This window comes from Streptomyces coffeae (genome assembly GCF_016741875.1).
Classification (GTDB): Bacteria; Actinomycetota; Actinomycetes; order Streptomycetales; family Streptomycetaceae; genus Streptomyces; species Streptomyces coffeae.
Map to the genome: position 1 here is coordinate 74540 of NZ_JAERRF010000009.1, position 20528 is coordinate 95067.

A 20528-nucleotide genomic window follows, 5' to 3' on the forward strand; every position below is an offset into this window, starting at 1 on the left:
GGGACACGTTCATCCGGCGGCCACAGAGCCGCTCCACGCGCCGGCACGCGCGCCCTCTCCGTCGACCGGAAGCCGTCGGATGGTGCGAAGTCGTGGGCAACCGCCGGACACGGCCCTTACCTTGAGGCCATGGCAGACGATCAGCACCATGTGGCCGTGGACCACGGCGTCGAGATTCCCGCCCCTGCCGATGGCGAGGTCTGGGCAGTCGGAGCGGTCATCCTCAACCAGGACGGCAAAGCCTTCGCCCAGAAACGCAGCCCCGATCGGCGGCTCTTCCCTGACTGCTGGGACATCGTCGGCGGCCACGTCGAGCCCGGCGAGTCCCTGATGGACACCCTCGCCCGGGAAGTCGAAGAGGAGACCGGCTGGCGCCTGCGCCGGGTACGACGCCTGCTCGGGATCGCCACCTGGACCGGCGACGACGGGGACGGCACACGCCGGGAGGCCGACTACCTCGTCGAAGTCGACGGCGACCTGGACCACCCCGCCCTGGAATGGTCCAAGCACACCGCCTACGGCTGGTTCGGGCCTGAGGACCTCTCCCGGCTCAAGGAGAACCGAGCCCCCGGTGAATACCTCATCCACGACCTGATCGCGAAGGCTCACACGTAGACCGGTGGGCAGCCTCACGTTCGGACAGATCCGGGCAGTCGGACCTCCGTGCTCGCTCAGCCGGCGTGAAGGATCCGAAAGCGATCGGGTTCCGCCGGATCTCGATCAACGACCTGGATGGGCGCCCAAGCCCATTGCCACACGGCCTCGCCGCCCACTGCCGCCGGCACCCCACCCTCGAGGCTCTCGGCCGCGCCGTGCTCGCCGATGCCGCCGACCCCTCACCCCGCGACGACATCGCCCTCCTGCTCGTCAGCACGCGCGCCCTGGCACCAGACGCCATCGCCACGTGGGAATTCCCCGCAGAACCCACCGCCGTTGCCCGCGCCCGCGACGCCGCCACTCGCCAACTGACCTCCTGGGGGCTCGATGAGGCTGCCTTCGCCACCGAACTCATCGTCAGCGAACTGGTCACCAACGCCATCCGCTACGCCGGCGGCCCGATCGGCCTGCGCCTCATCCATGACGAGGTACTCGTCTGCGAGGTGACCGACCCCAGCAACTCCCAGCCCCGCCTGCGTCGCGCCCACACTACCGACGAAGGCGGTCGCGGCCTGTTCCTCGTCGCCCAGCTCGCCCAACGCTGGGGCAGCCGTTACGGCCAGTCCGGCAAGACGATCTGGGCCGAACAACGGCTGGCCGGGCGGGCGTGAAAGCCGCAAGCGCTGATCGCCACACCGAGAGAAGTGCTGCCGAGCCGCGGACCGCGCCGCGCTGTCATCAGATCCCTTCCCGGTGGTTCGCGACGAATGACGTAGAGGCGGTGGGACATGCCTCCGGGCGAGCCCGGTCATTAGCGAGATACACGGGATCTCACCGCTCTGTAGCGTCGAACGCGTCGCCATCGCGGACGTGCGGTGGCCATGAGTGGCGCTGGGAGGAGATGATCGACGTGGCGTCGAGGTGGCGGCCCCCTCCACGGGAAGCGGCCGAACTGCTCTTCAATACCAGGGTGAAGTAGTCGTTCTGGCCCGGCACTCTGCGGTCAGGACGACAATGCCACGTCGACGAGCGGATCCAGATCGCCGGCCACCGTACATATTTCTCCGTGCTGGACTCCTCGCCCTGTCTGTGCTTGGGCGGCGGCATCAGGATCACACCCTCACTGCCGGTCATCGCCCGGGTGCGCCCGCAGGGGCGCCGACTGGTTCCCCAGGCTCTTCGAATCCCGCTTCGCTCTCTCCCCCGGCGGCGGCAGGACCGCCGAGAAAGGTCAGGACAGCAGCAATGGCTGACGACAAGCATCCTTCTGTTGTGGTGATCAGCGCCCACTCCGGCGACTTCGTATGGCGCGCCGGCGGCGCGCTGGCTCTCTACGCCGAACGCGGCCACGACGTGCGGATCGTATGCCTGAGCTACGGCGAGCGCGGCGAATCACAAGGCCTGTGGAAGCAGGAGGGCATGACCCTGGAGAAGGCCAAGGAGAGCCGGCGCGCGGAGGCCGAGGCTGCCGCCGCTGCCCTCGGGGCGTCTATCACCTTCCTCGACCTGGGCGACTATCCGCTGCGGATCGATGACGCCGCGCTGGACCGGATCGTCGCCGAGATGCGCGCGGCACAGCCCGAGGTGCTGCTCACCCACGTCGCCTCCGACCCCTACAACCGCGACCACAACGCCGCACACGAGGCCACGCTGCTTGCCCGGCAGGTCGCGCAGGCTGCCGGGCACGACCGCACCACCGACCCGATCGGCGCCCCCCAGATCCTGCAATTCGAGCCGCACCAGCCCGAGCAGTGCGGCTTCGTGCCGAACTTGCTCCTGGACATCACGCCGGTCTTCGACCGCAAGCGCAAGGCCATGGAGTGCATGCGCGCCCAGTCACACCTCGTGCGGTACTACACCGACCTCGGTCTGCGCCGCGGTGTGCAGGCGGTCCGTAACGGCGGCGCGAAGTCGATCGTGCAGGCCGAGGCATATCAGCGGGTCTTTCCCATCGTCGGGGACGAACTCCGGTGAGCCGGCGCACCAGCGGGCACGTCATCGTCCGCACGAGCCGGGGACCGTCCAGCGAGGTCGTGGCGTCCCTGGCCAAAAGCGGCGTTGCCACCGCCCACGAGGCGTACGGCAGACGGGGGTTGCTCGGACCAGAGCTGCGGCCGATCTATCCTGGCGCGCGCATCGCGGGCCGCGCCGTAACCGTGCTCTCACACCCGGGCGACAACCTGATGATCCACGCCTCCATCGAGCAGTGCCGTGCCGGCGATGTCTTGGTGGTCGCCACCACTTCGCGGTCGACCGACGGCATGTTCGGGGAACTGTTCGCCACCCAACTCCACCACCGCGGAGTCCTCGGCCTGGTCACCGACGCCGGGGTCCGCGACGTCGCCGACCTCACCGCGATGGGCTTCCCCGTCTGGTCCCGCGCGGTGCACGCACAAGGCACTGCGAAGGCTGTTCCGGGCTCGGTGAACGTGCCAGTGGTGGTCGCCGGGCACCTGGTCAACCCCGGCGACATCATCCTCGCCGACGACGACGGCGTGCTGTGCATCCCGCTCGCCGATGGCGAGGCGGTCGTCGAGGCAAGCGCCCGCCGCGAGGCGAACGAGGAGGCCAAGCGCCGCCGCTTCCGCCAAGGGGAGTTGGGACTCGACATCTACCACATGCGACCGCTCCTTGAGCAGCTCGGTGTGCGCTACGTCGACGCCGACGACGAGCCCGACCCCGACACCGCCCCCACGGAGGATTGCTGATGAGCACGTTCGTCCTCGTCCATGGTGCCTGGCACGGCGGCTGGGTCTGGCAGCGGGTGGTCCCCGCACTGCGAGCCGCCGGGCACGAGGTGTACACCCCCACCCTGACGGGTCTGTCCGACCGCGCCCACCTGCTCAACCCACAGGTCGGGCTGTCCACCCACGTCCAGGACATCGTCGCCCTTCTCGAGACGCACGACGCCCGCGATGTCGTCCTGGTCGGGCACAGCTATGCCGGACAGGTGATCACCGGCGTGGCCGACCGCGTCCCCGAGCGGCTGGCCAAGCGCATCCATCTCGACGCCTTCGTCGGCGACGACGGCGACGCCGCCATCGACTTGCTGCCCACCACAGTCGCCGGCCACTACCGCGAGTCCGTCGCGGGCCCCGGGTACGGCTGGCTGATACCCGTCCGCTCTCTGGAGAAGCTCGGCGTCACCGATGAAGCGGACGTCGACTGGCTCACCCCGCGGCTGACCCCGCACCCGTGGCTGACCTACACCGAGCCACTGCGGCTGACGGGGAAAGGTGAGCACGTCCCGGCCGCGTTCATCGAATGCGTGGACTGGATGCGCGTGTTCACACCGCAAGCGGAGAAGGCCGCTGCCCGAGGCTGGCCGACCCACGAAGTCGCCACCGGCCACGAGGCCATGGTCACCGCTCCCGACGAGTTGGCTGCCGTGCTGCTCGACGTCGCCGCTGCCTGATCCGAGAGGGATGAAACACATGGAGTTTCTGGTCCGCGCGGAGAATCTGCTCCCGAACGACACCCCGGACGACGTCCGCGACCAGCTCAAGAAGGCTGAGCGAGCGAGGGCGATGGAACTACGCGAGGGGGGCGTCCTCAAGCGGCTCTGGCGAGTGCCCGGCCGCAACGCCACCATCGGGCTCTACGCGGCCGAGGATCCGGCCGCCCTGCACGACGCGCTCACTTCGTTGCCGATGTGGAAGTGGATGGACGTGTCCGTCGAGGCGCTGGCGACCCATCCCCAGGAGAAGAAGGAGTGAGCACCCTCGTACATCGCCGCACATGCACGGATCGTCACGTGACGGTCCCCGGATGGTCCGCGAGCTGGGCGAGCACCGGATCACAGTCAACGCGGTGATGCCACCGCCCCTCGGTGCCGGTCCGGTCTTTCCGGGACCGGCATCCGCGGTTTCGGAGGCCGCAGCTGCCGCGGGCCGGCAGCTGCGCCGTGATGGCTGTCATGGCTCACCGCGCACAGGGCGTGGCCTCACGTCAAGGCCGCACGCACCGAGCGCTCCACTGCGGCGGCACGCTCGGTGAGGGGATCGACCTGTTCCAGCACACCAAGGAGGTCGGAGCGGACCTTCTCGTCGCGGATGCCGCCGAGGTTGATCTCGACGTTGAGCCGGGCCGTGGTGGCGGCGGCCCGCGCCGCCTCGCCGGCCGCGGCAACGTCGGTGATGACGTTGGGGTTCGCAACCGGCAGCAGGGCCTCGGCGAGCGACACCAGCGAGCGGGCGACTCGGATCACCTCGGCCGGCGGGCCCGCGGCCGCGGCCAGCGCGGCGGCGATCGCCGTGGACCGTCGTTCCTTGTCCTGCGGGGTAGCACGCGGCATTCCGTATGCCCCGGTCACCGCGGTGAACGCCGTGGCATCTTCGGAGGCGAGTCGCAACGCAGCGGCGCGTTCGGCCTCCGCCACGTCGATGATGCCGGCAACGAGGTCCGCGTCATCGGAGTACTTTTTGCCCGTGGTGTACCGGGCCACCATGCTGAGCAGCGCCGCGGCCTGTGCTGCGTGCAGGGCCGCGGTGGCCCCGCCGCCCGGGGCCGGAACCCGGGCGGCGAGGGCGTCGAGGAACTGTCCGATCGGCTGCCGGGCGAAATCGCCGGTCTTGGCGTCGTGTGCGGTCATGAGAAGACGACAGTCCGGTTAGCGACGACCATGATGCGGTTCTCGCTGTGCCAGCGGACGGCGCGTGCCAGCGCGCGGCTCTCCGCCTCGCGGCCGCGCGCCGCGAGCTGGTCGGGGCTGAGCGAGTGGTCGACGCGGATGAGTTCCTGCTCGATGATCGGCCCCTCGTCCAGGTCGGCAGTGACGTAGTGCGCGGTTGCCCCGATGAACTTGACGCCGCGCGCGTGAGCCTGGTGGTAGGGCTTGGCGCCCTTGAAGCTCGGCAGCATCGAGTGGTGGATGTTGATGGCCCGGCCCTCCAGCTGCCTGCACAGGCCATCGGAAAGAATCTGCATGTAGCGGGCCAGGACGACGAGATCGACGTGCTCGTCCCGCACCAGGTCCAGGAGGGCGGCCTCGGCCTGCGGTCTGGTCTCCTTCGTCATCGGAATGTGCCGGAACGGCACTCCGAAGCTGTCGGCGATGCGGCCGAGATCGGGGTGGTTGGACACGACAGCGACGATGTCGAGGTTCAACTCACCAATGGAGTTGCGGAAGAGCAGGTCGTTCAGGCAGTGGGCGAACTTGCTCACCATGATGACCGTGCGCAGGCGCCGTGTGGCGTCGGTCAGTTGCCAGGTCATGCCGAACCTGTCGGCGAGAACCTGGACCCCATGGCCGAGATCGTCGAAGTCCAGCGGGGAGCCGTCGATGTGCGCGAACTCCACCCGCATGAAGAAGGAGCCGCTGATAGCACTGCCGAACTGCTGGCTCTGCACGATCGTGCACTTCTCCCGCACCAGCAGTTCGGTGACCGCGTGGACGATGCCCGGGGTATCGGGGCAGGAGAGCAGCAGGACGCCGTGCTGGGCGCCGGTGGGTGAATTCATGACGCCTCCACGAGTGAATCGGTCGGTTCGGGCAAGGCCGACGTGTCGCCGGCCGGGTGCTGGGCGAGGAGTCGGGCGGCAAGCACCGTGTTGCGCATCAGCCACACGTCGGTCACGGGACCTACACCTCCGGGAACGGGGGTGATGGCTCGGACCCGCGGTGCCACAGAGGCGTAGTCGACGTCTCCGACCATGTGCACCCGCCCGTCAGGGCCGGTCTGCGGGTTGATCCCGACGTCGATCACCACCGCGTTCTCGCTGACATGCTCGGCCTTGATCAGTCCGGCCTTGCCCGCGGCGACGATCAGGACGTCGGCCCGACGTGTGTGCCGCCCGATTCCGGTTGTCCGGTCGGCCCACTCGTCGATGGACTCGACGGTGGCCTGTCGCTCGTAGCCCAGTGAGATGGCCGGCTTGCCCACATTGTTGGAGCGCCCGACGACCACGATCAGCGAACGGTGGTAGAAGTCGGCACGGTCCTCCCCGGCCAGGTCCAGCCAGGTGTCAAGCAGGTGGAAGACCGAGGCTGCCGTGGAGGGGACGAATCGCGGCACGCCGAGGGCGAGAAGGCCCGCGTTTTCCGGGTGCACTGCCTCAATGTCGTTGCGCGGGTCGATCGCCTGGAACACTGCGGCCTCGTCGATGTGAGCCGGCAGTGGGCGCAGAATGAGGATGCCGGACACCGCGGGGTCGTCGTTCAACACCTCGACCAGGGCGATCAGTTCGTCCTGCGAGGTGCCGGTGGGCAGCGGATGCGGCTGGTAGGGCACGCCGAGTCCGTCGGCGAGACGACGGAGCCGGCGTTCGTAGGCGGCCGATCCGTAGTCGTCGCCAACGAGGATGGTGGCCAGTCCGAAGGCCGCTCCCTCCTCCCTCAGACACGACACGTCCGCCGACAGGCTCTCCTTGAGTACGCGGGCGCAGGCACGCCCGTCGATCACCTGGGCACTCATGGGTGGTGCAACTCCTCGATATGGAAGCCCACGGGCCGGTCGGTGGGTGTTGCGGTGGCACGACCGGCCCATGGGACGAGGGGGAACGCCGGACACCGGCGTGATGTCAGGGCAGGCGGGCGAGCCAGGCCTGACGCCAGGCTTCGGTGCTGTCCAGGTCGTTGAAGGTGAACACGTGGAAGCCCTGCAGGTTGTTGTCGCCCTGCACGAACGCCGGTGTCAGCTTCTCGATCAGCTTGTTCGGGCTGTAGCCGCCGGGCAGGAAGAAGCGCCAGAACATGTTCTGTTGCTTCTTCAGGAACCGTGCGGACTGTCCGAGCCCGAGACTCGCCGACACCCGGATCAGCTTCTGCCGGCTGATGGCCCCGGGGATGCCGACCCGGATCGGCAGCGTGATGCCGCGAGAGCGCACCGAGCGGGCCCACCGGATCGTGGTGTCGGCGTCGAAGCAGAGTTGGGTGATGGCCTGCGTGGCATACGGCTCCTTGTCCTTCAGAGCCTGCTCGATCAGTTCGTCACCGATCAGGCCGTGCCCTTCGGGGTAGCCACCGATACCGACCCACGAGAAGGAATGGCCGGCGGCCCGCAGTCCCCGGAGCAGACTCAGCGCATCCGGGAAATCCCCGGTCGGCTCGGCGGCGTCGCCACCGATGCAGAAGAGGCGGTCGATACCGCTGTCGCTCAACTGCTCCACGATGTCCACCAGGTGCGCCTGGTCGCGCACCAGCCGCGCGGCGATATGGGGCGCGGCTTGGTACCCCTGCTTGGTCAGCGAGGCGGCCAGGGCTATGGTCGGCCCGAGTCCCTTCGCCTCGGTGGTCGTCACCGTGAGCGCCACGTCCGTAGGTACGTGGGCGAGAACCTTCTCCTCCGCGCTCTTGAAGGGCAGGACCTCGTAGGTGGCGGTGCGCAGCGCATGGGCCAGGGCCGCCTTGGCGTTCCTCGGGAGAGCGCTCTTCTCCGTTGCCAGCGTCATGTCACTTGCCCCGGTAGCTGGTGCGAGCGAACTGGACGTAGGGGACGGGGGCGACGGTGGCCCGGATCTCCCAGAGCCGGTGTTCTTCGACCTGTGGCTTCGCCGAGTTCGGCTGCTCGCCCCAGACGACGGTGACCTCGGTCCCGGGCGTGGCGTGCTCCTTGGCGATGGTGGCCAGGGAGACCATGGCCCGCTCGTTGGCGAGGTAGCCGCAGTCCAGTGAAATGCCGATCTGCTCGCCGTTCAGCAGAACCTTGTCCTCCTGATGCAGCGCGTAGCGGATCTTGGGCAGGTCGAAGTACTTGGCTCCCGGGCCCTCGCCGAGCAGCGACCCCATCGCGGCGGTGACGTCGTCATTGTTCCAGACGAGGGTGACCTTCGTGCGCGGCGGATTCTCGGCCAGCTCCTCAAGTGCCGCGCGGCCGATGAAGTCGTGGTCGAACTTGACGTTGCGGTCGTAGCCGATGTCGTAGGGGGTCAGGTAGTAGTCGGCGATGTCGTCCGAGTCCATGCTGCCGCCGATGGCGCCAACGGCGCCGGCCGACAGCCACTCCCGGTACTCCTTGAGCAGCGGGTCGTCGCCGAAGATCGCGGGGATCGGCGCCGGGACCCAGCCCGATTCGAGATTGGCAACCGAGTACGCCTTCGCTCCCGCACGGACAAGGCCGTGGGCCTTCCCGGCCTCCAACAGGGCATCGAGGACGGCCTCACCCTCCTCCCAGGGCCCGAACAACTCGAAGCCCGGTTGGCCGGCCATGCCATGGCGCAGGCCGCGGACGGTACGGCCGGCGATGGAGAAATCAGCCATGTTGAAGAACTTGGTCGGCGGCAGCGGCCGTCCGGTGGCCAGTTCGAGGACCGCCGCAGCGGTGGGACCCTGAAGTTCGTAGCGGTAGAACTTCGGCGGGCCGGAGGGCCGGACGGCGGAGTTGTCGTCGCGCTCGGCAGTGACCTCGTAGTCCCCGCGCTCGACGTGGAACTCTACCCAGTCGATCACCATCGGGTGCCCGACGAGGTCGAACAGCTCCTCCTCGAGGTGGAACAGGATCGCATCGCCGATCAACTGACCGTCTGGGTTCACTGCCACGAACTGCTTGGCCTTGTTCACCCCGAAGTTGGCGAAGCTGTTCACGCCCAGGTCGCTGAGCAGCTTCAGCGCGTCGGGGCCCCCGAGGAACAGGTCGGTCATATGGTGCGACTGATCAAGGAGCGCGCAGGACTCCACCCAGGCACGCTGCTCGGAGCGCCAGTTGGTGAACTCAGGCGCGACGGGGAAGGTGTGGGCGCGCGCGGCGGTGTTGCGCAGCAGCTCGACCGGATTCCCGACGCGGGCGATGGCCGCCGCCAGACTCTCAACAGTCATGATGCAGAAGAACCTTTCCTCGGGGTGGTGTGGGTCGGGGCGCACCGCCTGCGAGCCGCCGCAGCAGCGTCGCCGGGCTTGGCTCCGGGCCTACTACGACGCTAGGAACGCGGCCTTGATCAGAGATCACGCGGATGACCGGACATGCCCTCGGCGAGCGTCGCGCCCCCAGCAGGACAAGTGACGTAGTCGCGCACCCGAGAGGCCGGACTACGACAGATGACTCGCCCCGACGCCGACGGAAGACGGTGTGCCACTGCGCGATACGCCGATCCAAAGGGGTCTGGGGAACAGGCAGCATCGAATGCGCGGCGACGCCGCATCCGGCCTTGTGAGAAGGCGGATCCCGACGGTGGAAGGCGGCCCGATGCCACACGTCTCCAGCTCGTGGGCCCGGTTCGACGACCTGGTCTCGGGTACCGCCCAGCTCTTCGGACCGGTCGAACAGGAACTCGTCGCGATGCGCTCCGAAGAAGTCATCGAGGTGCTCGACGCCGTCGGGCGCCTGGCGGCAGCAGGCCGGTGGGCCTTCGGATTCGTCGCCTACGAGGCCGCGCCGGGCCTGGATGCGGGGCTTGTCGTGCGCGAACCCGTCGAGGGCCTGCCGCTCGCCTGGTTCGGCATCACCGATGCCCCTCGGAAAGTTCCGGTCGTGGACCACGAGGCCGGGCCGGCCGCCATGGCCGGACCGTGGCAGCCGGCGTGGGACGAGCCCACGCACGCGCGGGCCGTTCAGCAGGTCAAGGCTCACATCGCGGCGGGCGAGACCTACCAGTGCAACCTGACGACCCGGCTGACCGGCCCCGTACGGGGCGAGCCGGTGCAGCTGTACCGGAACCTCGCGCTCGGGCAGCGTGGCGCGTACAACGCCTATCTGGACACCGGCCGCTTCGTGGTGGCCAGCGCGAGTCCCGAGCTGTTCTTCGAGACACGAGGCACCCGGATCCTGATGCGCCCCATGAAGGGAACCGCCGCCCGGGGACGGACCACTGGTGAGGACACCAACGTCGTGGAACGGCTGCTGTCAAGCCCCAAGGAACGGGCCGAGAACGTCATGATCGTCGACCTCGTCCGGAACGACCTCGCCCGCATCGCCGTACCGGGCTCGGTGACGGTTCCCTCTCTGGTGCGCGCCGAGCGCTATGAGACCGTCCACCAGCTCACCTCCGACGTCACCGCTGAACTTGGCGCTGATGTCGGGCTGACCGACGTCTTCCGTGCCCTGTTCCCGTGCGGATCGGTCACCGGGGCACCGAAGGCGCGGACCATGGACCTCATCGCCGAGGTCGAGGACAGCCCGCGCGGGGTCTACTGCGGGGCGATCGGCGTCGTCGCACCCCCGGACCAACCCGGTGCGCGCTTCTCGGCCCGGTTCTCTGTAGCGATCCGCACCCTGCTGCTCGACCGTAGGACTGGCGTCACGGGTTACGGAACGGGTGGCGGCATCACGTGGGGCTCCGAGCCCGCCGCGGAGTACAGCGAACTGCTGGCGAAGGCCCACGTACTCGATGCCCGCCCGGAGGAGTTCCATCTGATCGAGACGTTCCGCCACCGGGCCGGAAGCGGTCCACGGTCGTTCGACAGGCATCTCGCGCGCGCGGCGGACTCGGCTGCGTACTTCGGGTTCGCCTTCGATGCGGCGGCGGTGCGCGAAGCAGTGGCCGAACGCCTGGCCGGAGAGGGGGACGCGCGGGTACGGCTGATGCTGTTCCGCGATGGCGGTGCTGTCGTCGACGTCGCGGACCTGCCCGCCGCGGACCGCCACCCGGTCCGGCTCGCCATCGATTCGGAGCCCGTGGACTCGACGCGGTGCTGGCCACATCACAAGACGAGCCGGCGACAGCCCTACACCTCCCGGCTCGCGCGTCATCCGCGGGCCGACGACGTGGTGCTGGTCAATGAACGGGGTGAGCTCACCGAGGCGTGCACGGCCAACCTCGTGGTCCGGCTCGACAACGCCTGGTGGACTCCCCCGCTCGGCGGCGGCTGCCTCCCTGGAGTCGAACGCGGACGACTGGTCGAGACGGGCTGCCTGCGCGAACGGACTCTCCATCCGGCCGACCTGTTCCGAGCCGAAGGGATAGCCCTGGTCAGCTCCCTGCGCGGGTGGCGGCCCGCAACGGTCCTGTCCGGCGGCGTCCTGCTCGCCGACCCACCCCGGCACAGGAGACTCGCATGACCGATCGCGGGCACCTCGCACGACCGGACCGCCGTGCTGCTCACGGGCAGCGTCGGCACATCCGGTCAGGCACGCTCGCTGCCGGCCGACCGGGCTTGCCACAGGACGGAGACCACACGAACCGCGTCGGCTGAGGCGGCCACGTCATGCACGCGGACCCCCCATGCGCCGGCCCGCGCAGCGACCACGCTCGTGGCGAGCGTCGCGGCATCCCGATCGAGCACAGGCCGACCGGGTCCGTCACCGTACAGGGCGTCGCTCAGAAAGCGCTTCCTGGATGCGCCGACGAGCACGGGGAAGCCCAGACGGAGCAGGTCGTCGAGGTGGGCGAGCAGGAGCCAGTTCTGCTCGCCCCGCTTTGCGAAACCGAGCCCCGGATCAAGAATCAGCCGGTCCGGGCGAACTCCGGCCTCGACGGCATCGTCCACCCGCAGGAGCAGCTCGGCCGCGACCTCGCGCACGACGTCGTCGTACATGGCCGTCGCGTACATGTCCCGGCTCGGTCCACGTGAGTGATTGAGCACCCACGGCACCTCGGCGGCCGCCACGACCCGGGCCATGGCGGGATCGGCCAGGCCGCCGCTGACGTCGTTGACCAGCACCGCACCCGCGGCCACGGCTGCCTCGGCGACCGCGGCCCGCGTGGTGTCGATGCTGACCGGCACCCTGGCCGCCGCCAGTTCACGCACGACGGGAATCACCCGCCGCAGTTCGTCCGCGGCATCCACGCGGCCGGCTCCCGGGCGAGTGGACTCCCCGCCGACGTCGACGTAGTCGGCGCCGGCGTCCCGGAGCGCAAGCCCGTGCGTCACCGCCGAATCCGTCGTGGTGTACAAGCCACCGTCGGAGAACGAATCCGGGGTGACGTTGACGACCCCCATCACTCGGCACCGTTCGGTGGGGACGTCCCCTTCTCCGGCGGTGCCCCGCAGCCGCTCAAGACTTTCCATGGACATCGGCCGACTTCCTTCATGCATCGGGGCGAGGTGGAGATGTGGCCGATCAGGTCGGCTGTGCGGTCCGGTTGTCGAACAGCGCGAGACCGGCCGCGGTGTTGGACGCGGGCACGTGGTAGGCCGAATGGACCTTGCGGACCTCGGCGTTCAGCGCTCCGCGCATGACCAGCCACATGATCAGCTCGATACCCTCCGAGCCGGCCTGGCGGATGTACTCCTCGCGGCTCAGCGCGGCCAGCTTCTCCGGATCCTTCTCGATCGCCTCGAGGAACATATGGTCGAAGGTGGGGTTGATGAACCCGGACCGTGCGCCCGCGAGTTGGTGCGACATCCCACCGGTGCCGAGGATGCCGACCGTCCTCGCGCCGTCGTAGCCCGCGATCGCACGGCCGAGGGCCTTGCCGAGCGCGTAACAGCGCGCAGCGGTCGGCTGCGGGTAGCGGATGACGTTCACCATGATCGGGATGACCGGGCAGGGCCACGCCTCGCCGGGCTCCGGCGTCCAGACCGACAGAGGCACCGTGAAGCCGTGGTCGACGTCGAGTTCCGAGAAGACCGTCAGGTCGAAGCCCTCGTCCATCAGCTGCTGCAGAATGTGGAAGGAGAACTCGGGATCCCCGACGACGTCCGGCACCGAACGACGGCCGAAGCCCTCGTCCGCCACCCGGTACCTCTCGGCCGTGCCGATGGCGAACGTCGGGACGATGTCGAGGTCGACTGCGTTGGCGTGGTCGTTGTAGACCAGGATCGCGATGTCCGGCGTGTGCTCCGCGAGCCACTCCCTCGCCGGCTGGTACCCCTCGAACAGCGGCTCCCACACCGGGTCCGCGGTCATGCCCCGATCCATCGCGGCGCCGATGGACGGCACATGCGACGTCGCCAGCCCCCAGATCACCTCAGACATCGGTCCGCCCTCCCGCCAGCATCGCGGCCTTGAACTCCGCCTCGGACATCCCGCTGAACACACCGCCGAGGTACTGCAGCGACAGCCCGTCCATCATGGCGAGCTTGTAGATGTAGAAGATGCTCCCGCCGAGGTCGAGCATGGCCTGCCAGTCACGACCGAGAATCGCGGTGGTCTGCGCTTCGGAGAGTCCGAACTTCCGGCAGTACGCGGCTTCGTCCGCGCGGAATTCCCGACGGGCGTTCCCTTCCCGAAGGGACATGAACAGCTTGTTCATGTGGTGCCCTCGGCGGCTCGTTGGACCGTCGAAGACGTAGGTCCCCGGCAGGTCCGGCCTGATCCGGCTCGTCATGTGGTGTGCTCCCTGGCTCGGGCCTCGCGACACGTCGTCGGCGGTCTGCTCCGACGGTAGAGCGTTCGACCCCACCGTCCATGGCACAGTTGTCGCGACTTCCAGGCGGCGAGCTGGCGAAGGCTGTGCGGGACAAATGACGTACGGCGGCCCCCCCCTACGTCAAATGACCCGCAGACACTGACCGTCCTGGCTGTTCCGCTTGCGCCATTTCTCGCTGCCGACGCAGCGGATTGCTCCCTAGCGTCGAATTTCGGAAGAACCGCCACTTCAGAACGGGTAGCCCAATGAGTGCCAAAAACCTTCAGGACGTGTTGGACCAGGCAGGCAACACCGTAGAGCTGCTCCGAAACTCTCAGCTCGGGACCTACATCTACCCGGTCGTGCCCGCCGAGTTCAGCAATTTCCGCCGGGAAGCGATCGCCTGGCAGAAGACCGCGGTGCTGTTCGACCAGTCGCACCACATGGTCAACCTGTGGGTGTCCGGCCCCGACGCGCTGAGGTTGTTCACCGACACCGGCATCAACAGCACCGCGAAGTTCCCGGTCGACTCGGCCAAGCAGTTCGTCCCGGTCTCCCCCGAGGGCGGCGTGATCGGCGACGGCATCCTGTTCCGGCTGGCCGAGGAGGAGTTCGTCTTCGTCGGACGGGCTCCCGTCGCCAACTGGCTGAGGTTCACCGCAGAACGGGGCTACAACGTCGACATCGGATACGACGACCGCTCCCCGTCGCGTCCCTACGGCAAGCAGGTCACCCGTGACGTCTGGCGTTTCCAGATTCAGGGTCCTCGCGCCTGGGACGTGATCGAGAAGGTCAACGGCGGCCCCGTCGAGCAGGTCAAATTCTTCAAGATGGGCTACATGAACATCGCCGGTGAGCGCATCCGCACTCTGCGCCACGGCATGGCCGGAGCGCCCGGACTGGAGATCTGGGGACCGTACAAGACGTACGACAAGGTCCGCGACGCCATCCTCGAGGCCGGACGGGAGTTCGGCCTGGAGCCGGCCGGATGCCGGGCCTACTCCTGCAACACGCTCGAGTCGGGCTGGATCCCCTCGCCGCTGCCCGCGATCTATACCTCGGAGGAACTGCGTCCGTTCCGCGAGTGGCTCGGTGCCGACAGCTACGAAGCGTTCAACGCACTCGCCGGCAGCTTCGTCTCCGACAACATCGAGGACTACTACCTCAACCCGTGGGAGCTCGGCTACGGCGGGTTCGTCAAGTTCGACCACGACTTCGTGGGCCGCAGCGCGCTCGAGGCCATCGACCCGAGCACCCAGCGCCGCAAGGTCACCCTCGCCTGGAACGCCGAGGACGTCGCCAAGCTCCTCGCCTCCCCGGTCGACCCCGAAGGCCCCGGCTACCAGTTCTTCGACCTGCCCAACGCCAACTACGGCTCGTCCAACTTCGACGCGGTGCAGGACGCCGACGGCAACAACATCGGTCTGTCGCTGTTCACCGGCTACAGCCCCAACGAGCGCAAGGCCCTGTCGCTGGCCACGGTCAACCCCGATGTCCCGCTGGGCGCCGAGGTCAAGGTCATCTGGGGCGAGCCGAACGGCGGCTCGAAGAAGACCACCGTTCAGCCGCACCAGCAGTTCCCGGTCCGCGCCATCGTGAGCCCGGCCCCCTACGCGGCGATGGCCCGCGAGACCTACCAGCCGGGATGGCGCACCTCCGGCTCCGTCTGAGCCGCATCAGCAGCCACGGTGCCGGTCTCCCCGCTGGGGGAGGCCGGACCGTCGTTGGGGTGGTTGGGACGTCGGCCAGACCGGGCGCCACGATGCCGGGACCCCGATGGGGTCCGCCGTGGCCACCGCGGCCGGCATCGACAAGGCCACCCTCGCCGCCGTCCTGCTACGCCTGGAACAGCGCGGCCTGATCACCCGCGCCATCGACCCCGACGACCGGCGCCGCCGCCTCGTCCACCTCACCGACGAAGGCGACCAAGAGATCCGCAACATCTTCCCCGTGGCCGGCGAAGTGGACGCCCTCCTGCTGGACCGCCTCACACCGCAAGAGCGCAAGCAGCTTCAACAACTGCTGACCAAACTCACCAATACGCCGTGAACCGCTGCCCCCAACCGCGGGATCAGCAGCGCCGATCGGGTGCGGAACGCGGATCCGGCAGCCCGGCGGCAAGGAGGTCGAATGCCTCCGCGACCAGGGCTTGGAGGACCTCGTGATCGGAGCCGGGCGCCCAGGACAGCAAGGCCGCACGGAGGGCCGTCATCGCGGCGCCCGAGAGCAGTTGCGGGAAGATGCTGTCGACCGGCATCCCGAGGCGTCGGGCCAGTTCCTCGCAGAGTGACTGCTCGATGCGGCGGATGCAGTCGGCGAGCTTGATGTTCAGCTCAGGATGGGCCGCGAGCAGCTCGGTACGCGCGGCCCAGTTGGCGTCCGCGCCGAAGCTGGGCAGGGTTTCGAGCATGGCCAGGCGTAGCGCGGCGAGCGCCGGAACGGTGCCTGGCTGTCGGGAGAGCCGTGCCACCAACTCCCTGGTGAGCTGCTGATCCCAGGCGAAGAGCGCCTCCTCCTTGCTCTCGAAGTAGTTGAAGAACGTGCGAGGGGACACGTTGGCGGCTGTGCAGATCTCATTGACCGTCACGGCCGACGGGCCGTGCTCTAGGGACAGCTGGATGGCGGCCCTGCGCAGGGCCGCGCGGGTCTCCAGCTTCTTGCGCTCCCGGAGTCCGGGTGACGTGTGCTGCAGATCCATGAGCCGTCTCTTCTCGCGTCGTTCACCTCGTATGCCCTTCGCAGGGTATCGCTGAGGCATTATTGCGTTACTGTATTCTTGCAGAACTGCAAAAACCTGAATCGCTCTGCTGATTCCTCCACCGAACCCTCCGAGGAAGACGCCAGGCCATGGCACACGCTTTCCGAACCCCCGCCATCCCACGGCGGCGATCATCCCTGGCACCCACCGCACGGACGCTCGCCGAGAACCTCTGGCTGCCCGCGCTCTTCCTGGCCGGACTGCTCTTCAGCTACCTGGTCGCCTTCCACCAGCCCGCCCCGCACCACATCAAGGTTGCGGTGGCCGCGTCGCCACAGTCGACCGCACAGCTGCAGGACGACCTCGACCGGGCGACGCCCGGAGCGTTCGACCTCGTGCCGGTCGGCACGCTGCGGGACGCCAAGTCCGCGGTGGCCCACCAGGACGCGGTGGCCGCACTGGAGCCGCAGGGGAACTCGTTCCAGCTCTACGGGGCCAAGGCCGACGGAGCAGCGCTGGAGTCGGTCGTGCTGAACGCATTCACCGGAGCCGCCCAGCACGCAGGCAAGGCGCTGCATTTCCACGAACTGGTGCCGACCCTGCCAGGAGACGGCCTGGGATCCACCGGCACCTACGCGGCGTTGGCCTGCACGCTGCCCTGCTACTTCGTGGTGATCGGCATGCAGCGGGCGGTGGGCTTCAACCGGCGTCGGCAGTGCCTCACCTTCCTGGGCTGCGGCGTACTGATCGCGGGCCTGTCCTACGTGTTCAGCGTCTACGGGCTGCATGCACTGCCGGAGCACCCGCTGCTCCTGCTCTACCTCTTCCTCCTCACTCAGGCGATATCGCTCACCGCCTACGGACTGGTGCCGTTCTTCGGACGCTTCTTCCCCGGGGTGGCAGCGACCCTCTTCATGCTGCTCGGCATGCCGTCCAGCGGAGGGATGGTGCCCGTGGCCCTGGTTCCGGAATTCTTCCGATTCCTGCATCCGATCCTGCCGCTGGGCAATGCGGTCGATGCCGTGCGCTCGGTTGCCTACCTGGATCACACCAAGCTCGCCAGGCCCACGCTGGCGCTGGCCGGGTGGGCCGTGGGCGGTCTGGTGCTCATCCTGCTGGGCTGTGTGAAGCAGCGCCGGAAACTGCGCGCACAGGAAGCACCGGACGAAGCATCGACCCTGCAGCCCGCTCCGGTGGACGATCCCTCGATGGAGTTGCCGGCGCCGACCAGCCTGACTCCGCATCATCACCATTTCGGAGAGCAGCAGCCGCTGCTCGTCGGCCGCGTCGTCGATGACTCCGACTTCCCGGTGGCCGGCGCCGTGCTCACGGTGACCACCGGTCATGGTCGCGAGCTGCTCCGCGCCCGAACGGACGCCAACGGCGAGTACGCAGCGACCGGCTTGCCCGACGGGTACGTACTCGCCCTCGTCAGCAGGCCTGAGCACATGCCCTCGGCGAGGCGGGTTCTGATCGACGCATCCCGCACGACGACCCAGGACTTCCAACTGGCCGCGCCTCTCAGGAAGCCCGGGTTACCCGTTAACGGGGGGGCAGTGGGCATCACGCCCACCCAAGAGCGACCAGAAAGACATTGAAAAAGCTTTTCTGAATGCTATTCCCGACTGGGACGGCTCGACGGACCGCGCCACACGTGGTCAGTGAGCGAGATGCGGCGCTGTCGTTCGATCGCTCAAGCTCCGCCTCGGTGCGTCACCGAGGTTCCCGCCGAGCTGAAGAGATTCGCTGCGAAACCACCAGAAAGAAGTGAGGAAATGCTACCCAAAATCGCCTTCGAAGAGGCCTGCTACTACCCCCACGACTCAAGCGGATTCCTGCCGACCGACCCCCAGGAGATCTCAAGCAAGCAAGGCGTGTCGGAGGAGTATCTGGCATCGAGGTGGCCGAAGCTCGTTGACCTCGGACAGCCGCGGATTGACGACATGCTCGCCGGAGATGTCGTCTATTCGCTGGTGTCGCAGAATGCGCCGGGCCTTCAAGGCGTTGCCGACGCGACCACCGCCGTCGCGCTCGCCCGGGACATGAACGACTTCGTCGCCGATCAGGTGGGCAAGCATCCGGATCGGCTCGGCGCGTTCGCGTCACTCCCTACTCAGAACCCGGACGCCGCAGCCGAGGAACTGCGCCGCACCGTCCACGCCCACGGGTTCGCCGGTGCGATGATCAACGGATATACCGACACTGCGGACGGGGTCCGCTACCTCGACGACCCGATGTACGAGCCCCTCTGGGCCGCAGCCGAGGACCTCCAGGTCCCCGTGTACCTGCACCCGCGGCCCTCCGTGCCCAACGCCATGCTCGCCGGCCACCCCGAACTGGCTGGCGCGACCTGGGGATTCGCCCCCGAGACGGCAACGCACGTCCTGCGTATCGTCTTCTCCGGCGTGTTTGACCGGTACCCCGGCGCACGGTTGATAATCGGACACCTCGGCGAGGGTTTGCCCTCCTACATCCGACGTATCCAGCACTACTTCGCGGTGAATCCGTTCGGTCGCTCCGTCGAGCGCACCCTCCCGGAATATTTCGGCACGAACATCCACGTCACCACCAGCGGCAACTTCGACGACCATGCCCTGCACGCGGCCCTGCTCTCCGTCGGCGCGGATGCCATCCTCTACTCCGTCGACTACCCCTTCGCCGACCCGCGAGCCGGGGCGGACTGGCTCGACCGCGCGCCCATCTCGGAAGCGGACCGCGCGAAGATCGCGCACGGCAACGCACAGAGGATGTTCAGGATCCCCGACAGCGCCTTCGTGCGGTGACCCTTGTTCCTGCGAAACGGGCCGTGAGTGGTCGGGCTTGGCAGCTGGCCCGAGCCTCGGCCGCCACCCGCGGCTTGGGCCTCAGCCCAGCACCGAAGGGCACCTCAGCCGACGCTCAGCTGGCGTCACGGCCGGGCCGACCGTCGGTGGCGACGGGAACCCGCGCTCGCTGCGGCACAGGCGGTTCAAGGTCTCCGAGGCAGACGAGAATCTGACGGAGCGCGTCCGAGGCGGTCCTGCTCGCGTCAGCCTGCACATCCCGGAAGAAGTCGCGCTGGGCCTGAGTCCACGACGCGACGACCTCCTCGGCCAAGTGCAGCCCGGTGTCGCTCAGGCGACACCGGGCTGCTCCGGCCGTCGGAAGCGTCCTGCTGGCGCGTGAGCAGACCTGCCTTGACCAGACGATTGAGTACGTTGCTGGTCCCGCCGGAGGTGAGCAAGAGGCGCTCACGCAGATCCATCGGCCTCAGCTCGTAGGGCTCGCCAGCAGAGAGCAGAGCGTTGAGGGCCCCATAATCCGCTCGGAGACAGAAAGCTATAAATATAGCTAGCCGTATAGCATTTCACTGGGATGCGGTGAGGAGAAGGCGGCTTCGGCCGTGCCGAGAGTGGAATACACGACTGACTGTCGGGGGCTGCGGCATCACGGCCGCGGTTCAGGCAACGACTGCGTCCTGGCTGTGCAGGGTGGGACGTTTATCGCCACGCGCAGTGGAAGGTCCCTGCCAGCGCACCACGCGTTGACTGTCGAGGCCGAACTGGTCCATGACACGGGCAACCAGGTGATCCACGATGTCGTCTACCGATTCGGGCTTGTTATAGAAGGCCGGCATGGGCGGCAGGATCGTCACTCCCATCTTGGAGAGGGCCAGCATGTTTTCCAGGTGAATGGCCGACAGCGGGGTCTCCCGCACCCCGAGCACCAGGGGACGCCGCTCTTTGAGAACGACGTCTGCCGCCCGTGACACGAGGTCACTTCCGTAACCGGCCCGGATCGCAGCGAGTGTCTTGGCACTACACGGCAGAATCACCATGCCGTCGGTACGGAACGAGCCGCTGGAGATAGAGGCCGCTTGGTCCTCGGAGCCGTGGACCGCATCCGCCAGTTTCGCGACCTCCCGCGCCGTCCACGAGGTCTCCAGCTCAATGGTCGCCCGTGCCCAGCGACTCATGACCAGGTGTGTCTCCACGTCCGGCTGCCGACGTAGTTCCTCCAGCAATCGGATGCCCAGAATCGCGCCCGTGGCGCCTGTCATCCCGACGACCAACCGCATGTACGTACCTTT

The 20528-nt window shown here is 68.0% G+C and carries 21 protein-coding genes and 1 pseudogene; 11 read left to right on the forward strand and 11 right to left on the reverse strand.

Going from position 1 to position 20528, the window contains the following annotated elements:
- Positions 1–129: 129 nt before the first annotated feature.
- From JK363_RS17165 to JK363_RS17190, 6 genes and pseudogenes are all read left to right on the forward strand, one after another.
- The gene (locus JK363_RS17165) at positions 130–615 is read left to right on the forward strand and encodes an NUDIX hydrolase (RefSeq protein WP_201875783.1); all 486 of its coding nucleotides are present in this window, start codon (positions 130–132) and stop codon (positions 613–615) included.
- 110 nt (positions 616–725) lie between these two features.
- Positions 726–1268 (forward strand): annotated as a pseudogene (locus JK363_RS17170) (ATP-binding protein); the annotation flags it as partial.
- A 574-nt stretch (positions 1269–1842) separates the two neighbouring features.
- Entirely contained in the window at positions 1843–2571 is a 729-nt protein-coding gene (locus JK363_RS17175) for a PIG-L deacetylase family protein (protein WP_201875784.1), read from the forward strand.
- Positions 2568–3305 carry a 4-carboxy-4-hydroxy-2-oxoadipate aldolase/oxaloacetate decarboxylase gene (locus JK363_RS17180; RefSeq protein ID WP_201875785.1) on the forward strand — a complete coding sequence of 246 codons (738 nt, stop codon included), beginning with the start codon at positions 2568–2570 and terminating at the stop codon, positions 3303–3305. The genes JK363_RS17175 and JK363_RS17180 overlap by 4 nt, the downstream gene beginning before the upstream one ends.
- The gene (locus tag JK363_RS17185; RefSeq protein ID WP_201875786.1) at positions 3305–4012 is read left to right on the forward strand and encodes an alpha/beta hydrolase; all 708 of its coding nucleotides are present in this window, start codon (positions 3305–3307) and stop codon (positions 4010–4012) included. The genes JK363_RS17180 and JK363_RS17185 overlap by 1 nt, the downstream gene beginning before the upstream one ends.
- Positions 4013–4031: 19 nt before the next feature.
- The gene (locus JK363_RS17190; protein ID WP_201875787.1) at positions 4032–4313 is read left to right on the forward strand and encodes a muconolactone Delta-isomerase family protein; all 282 of its coding nucleotides are present in this window, start codon (positions 4032–4034) and stop codon (positions 4311–4313) included.
- A 227-nt stretch (positions 4314–4540) separates the two neighbouring features.
- Here the strand turns inward: JK363_RS17190 and JK363_RS17195 are convergent, their stop codons facing one another.
- From JK363_RS17195 to JK363_RS17215, 5 genes are all read right to left on the reverse strand, one after another.
- Positions 4541–5188 (reverse strand): cyclodeaminase/cyclohydrolase family protein, encoded by a 648-nt coding sequence (locus tag JK363_RS17195; RefSeq protein WP_201875788.1) that lies wholly within the window; start codon positions 5186–5188, stop codon positions 4541–4543.
- On the reverse strand, positions 5185–6057 hold the full coding sequence (gene purU, locus JK363_RS17200) for a formyltetrahydrofolate deformylase (RefSeq protein WP_201875789.1): 873 nt from the start codon (positions 6055–6057) through the stop codon (positions 5185–5187). The genes JK363_RS17195 and purU overlap by 4 nt, the downstream gene beginning before the upstream one ends.
- The gene (locus JK363_RS17205; protein WP_201875790.1) at positions 6054–7010 is read right to left on the reverse strand and encodes a bifunctional 5,10-methylenetetrahydrofolate dehydrogenase/5,10-methenyltetrahydrofolate cyclohydrolase; all 957 of its coding nucleotides are present in this window, start codon (positions 7008–7010) and stop codon (positions 6054–6056) included. Before JK363_RS17205 ends, purU begins: the two co-directional genes overlap by 4 nt.
- A 106-nt stretch (positions 7011–7116) precedes the next feature.
- A complete protein-coding gene (locus JK363_RS17210; protein ID WP_201875791.1) occupies positions 7117–7986 on the reverse strand; it encodes a methylenetetrahydrofolate reductase in 870 nt (289 codons plus the stop codon).
- 1 nt (position 7987) lies between these two features.
- Positions 7988–9349, reverse strand: coding sequence for an aminomethyltransferase family protein (locus JK363_RS17215; protein WP_201875792.1), 1362 nt, complete (start codon positions 9347–9349; stop codon positions 7988–7990).
- Positions 9350–9716: 367 nt separating this feature from the next.
- Between JK363_RS17215 and pabB the strand changes: the two genes are divergently transcribed.
- Positions 9717–11528 carry an aminodeoxychorismate synthase component I gene (gene pabB, locus JK363_RS17220; protein WP_201875793.1) on the forward strand — a complete coding sequence of 604 codons (1812 nt, stop codon included), beginning with the start codon at positions 9717–9719 and terminating at the stop codon, positions 11526–11528.
- 65 nt (positions 11529–11593) lie between these two features.
- On the opposite strand, the gene folP is transcribed toward pabB, so the two are convergent.
- From folP to JK363_RS17235, 3 genes are all read right to left on the reverse strand, one after another.
- Positions 11594–12409, reverse strand: coding sequence for a dihydropteroate synthase (gene folP / locus JK363_RS17225; protein ID WP_372444798.1), 816 nt, complete (start codon positions 12407–12409; stop codon positions 11594–11596).
- 121 nt (positions 12410–12530) lie between these two features.
- A complete protein-coding gene (locus tag JK363_RS17230; protein ID WP_201875794.1) occupies positions 12531–13388 on the reverse strand; it encodes a class III extradiol dioxygenase subunit beta in 858 nt (285 codons plus the stop codon).
- Positions 13381–13740, reverse strand: coding sequence for a protocatechuate 3,4-dioxygenase (locus JK363_RS17235; protein ID WP_201875795.1), 360 nt, complete (start codon positions 13738–13740; stop codon positions 13381–13383). The genes JK363_RS17230 and JK363_RS17235 overlap by 8 nt, the downstream gene beginning before the upstream one ends.
- A 311-nt stretch (positions 13741–14051) precedes the next feature.
- Between JK363_RS17235 and ligM the strand changes: the two genes are divergently transcribed.
- Together ligM and JK363_RS17245 are read left to right on the forward strand one after the other, a co-directional pair.
- Complete coding sequence (gene ligM / locus JK363_RS17240; protein WP_307821750.1) at positions 14052–15431, forward strand: vanillate/3-O-methylgallate O-demethylase; 1380 nt, start codon at positions 14052–14054, stop codon at positions 15429–15431.
- Positions 15432–15549: 118 nt separating this feature from the next.
- Positions 15550–15810 carry a MarR family winged helix-turn-helix transcriptional regulator gene (locus tag JK363_RS17245; protein ID WP_201875797.1) on the forward strand — a complete coding sequence of 87 codons (261 nt, stop codon included), beginning with the start codon at positions 15550–15552 and terminating at the stop codon, positions 15808–15810.
- A gap of 22 nt (positions 15811–15832) precedes the next feature.
- On the opposite strand, the gene JK363_RS17250 is transcribed toward JK363_RS17245, so the two are convergent.
- The gene (locus JK363_RS17250; protein ID WP_201875798.1) at positions 15833–16459 is read right to left on the reverse strand and encodes a TetR/AcrR family transcriptional regulator; all 627 of its coding nucleotides are present in this window, start codon (positions 16457–16459) and stop codon (positions 15833–15835) included.
- A gap of 149 nt (positions 16460–16608) precedes the next feature.
- Between JK363_RS17250 and JK363_RS17255 the strand changes: the two genes are divergently transcribed.
- A complete protein-coding gene (locus tag JK363_RS17255) occupies positions 16609–18057 on the forward strand; it encodes a carboxypeptidase regulatory-like domain-containing protein (RefSeq protein WP_201875799.1) in 1449 nt (482 codons plus the stop codon).
- A gap of 177 nt (positions 18058–18234) precedes the next feature.
- Positions 18235–19242 (forward strand): amidohydrolase family protein, encoded by a 1008-nt coding sequence (locus tag JK363_RS17260; protein ID WP_201875800.1) that lies wholly within the window; start codon positions 18235–18237, stop codon positions 19240–19242.
- A gap of 245 nt (positions 19243–19487) precedes the next feature.
- Here the strand turns inward: JK363_RS17260 and JK363_RS44675 are convergent, their stop codons facing one another.
- Complete coding sequence (locus JK363_RS44675; RefSeq protein WP_201876034.1) at positions 19488–19799, reverse strand: MarR family transcriptional regulator; 312 nt, start codon at positions 19797–19799, stop codon at positions 19488–19490.
- Positions 19800–19898: 99 nt separating this feature from the next.
- Positions 19899–20516, reverse strand: a complete 618-nt coding sequence (locus JK363_RS17270) for a non-oxidative hydroxyarylic acid decarboxylases subunit B (RefSeq protein ID WP_201875801.1) — start codon at positions 20514–20516, stop codon at positions 19899–19901.
- Positions 20517–20528: the final 12 nt, after the last annotated feature.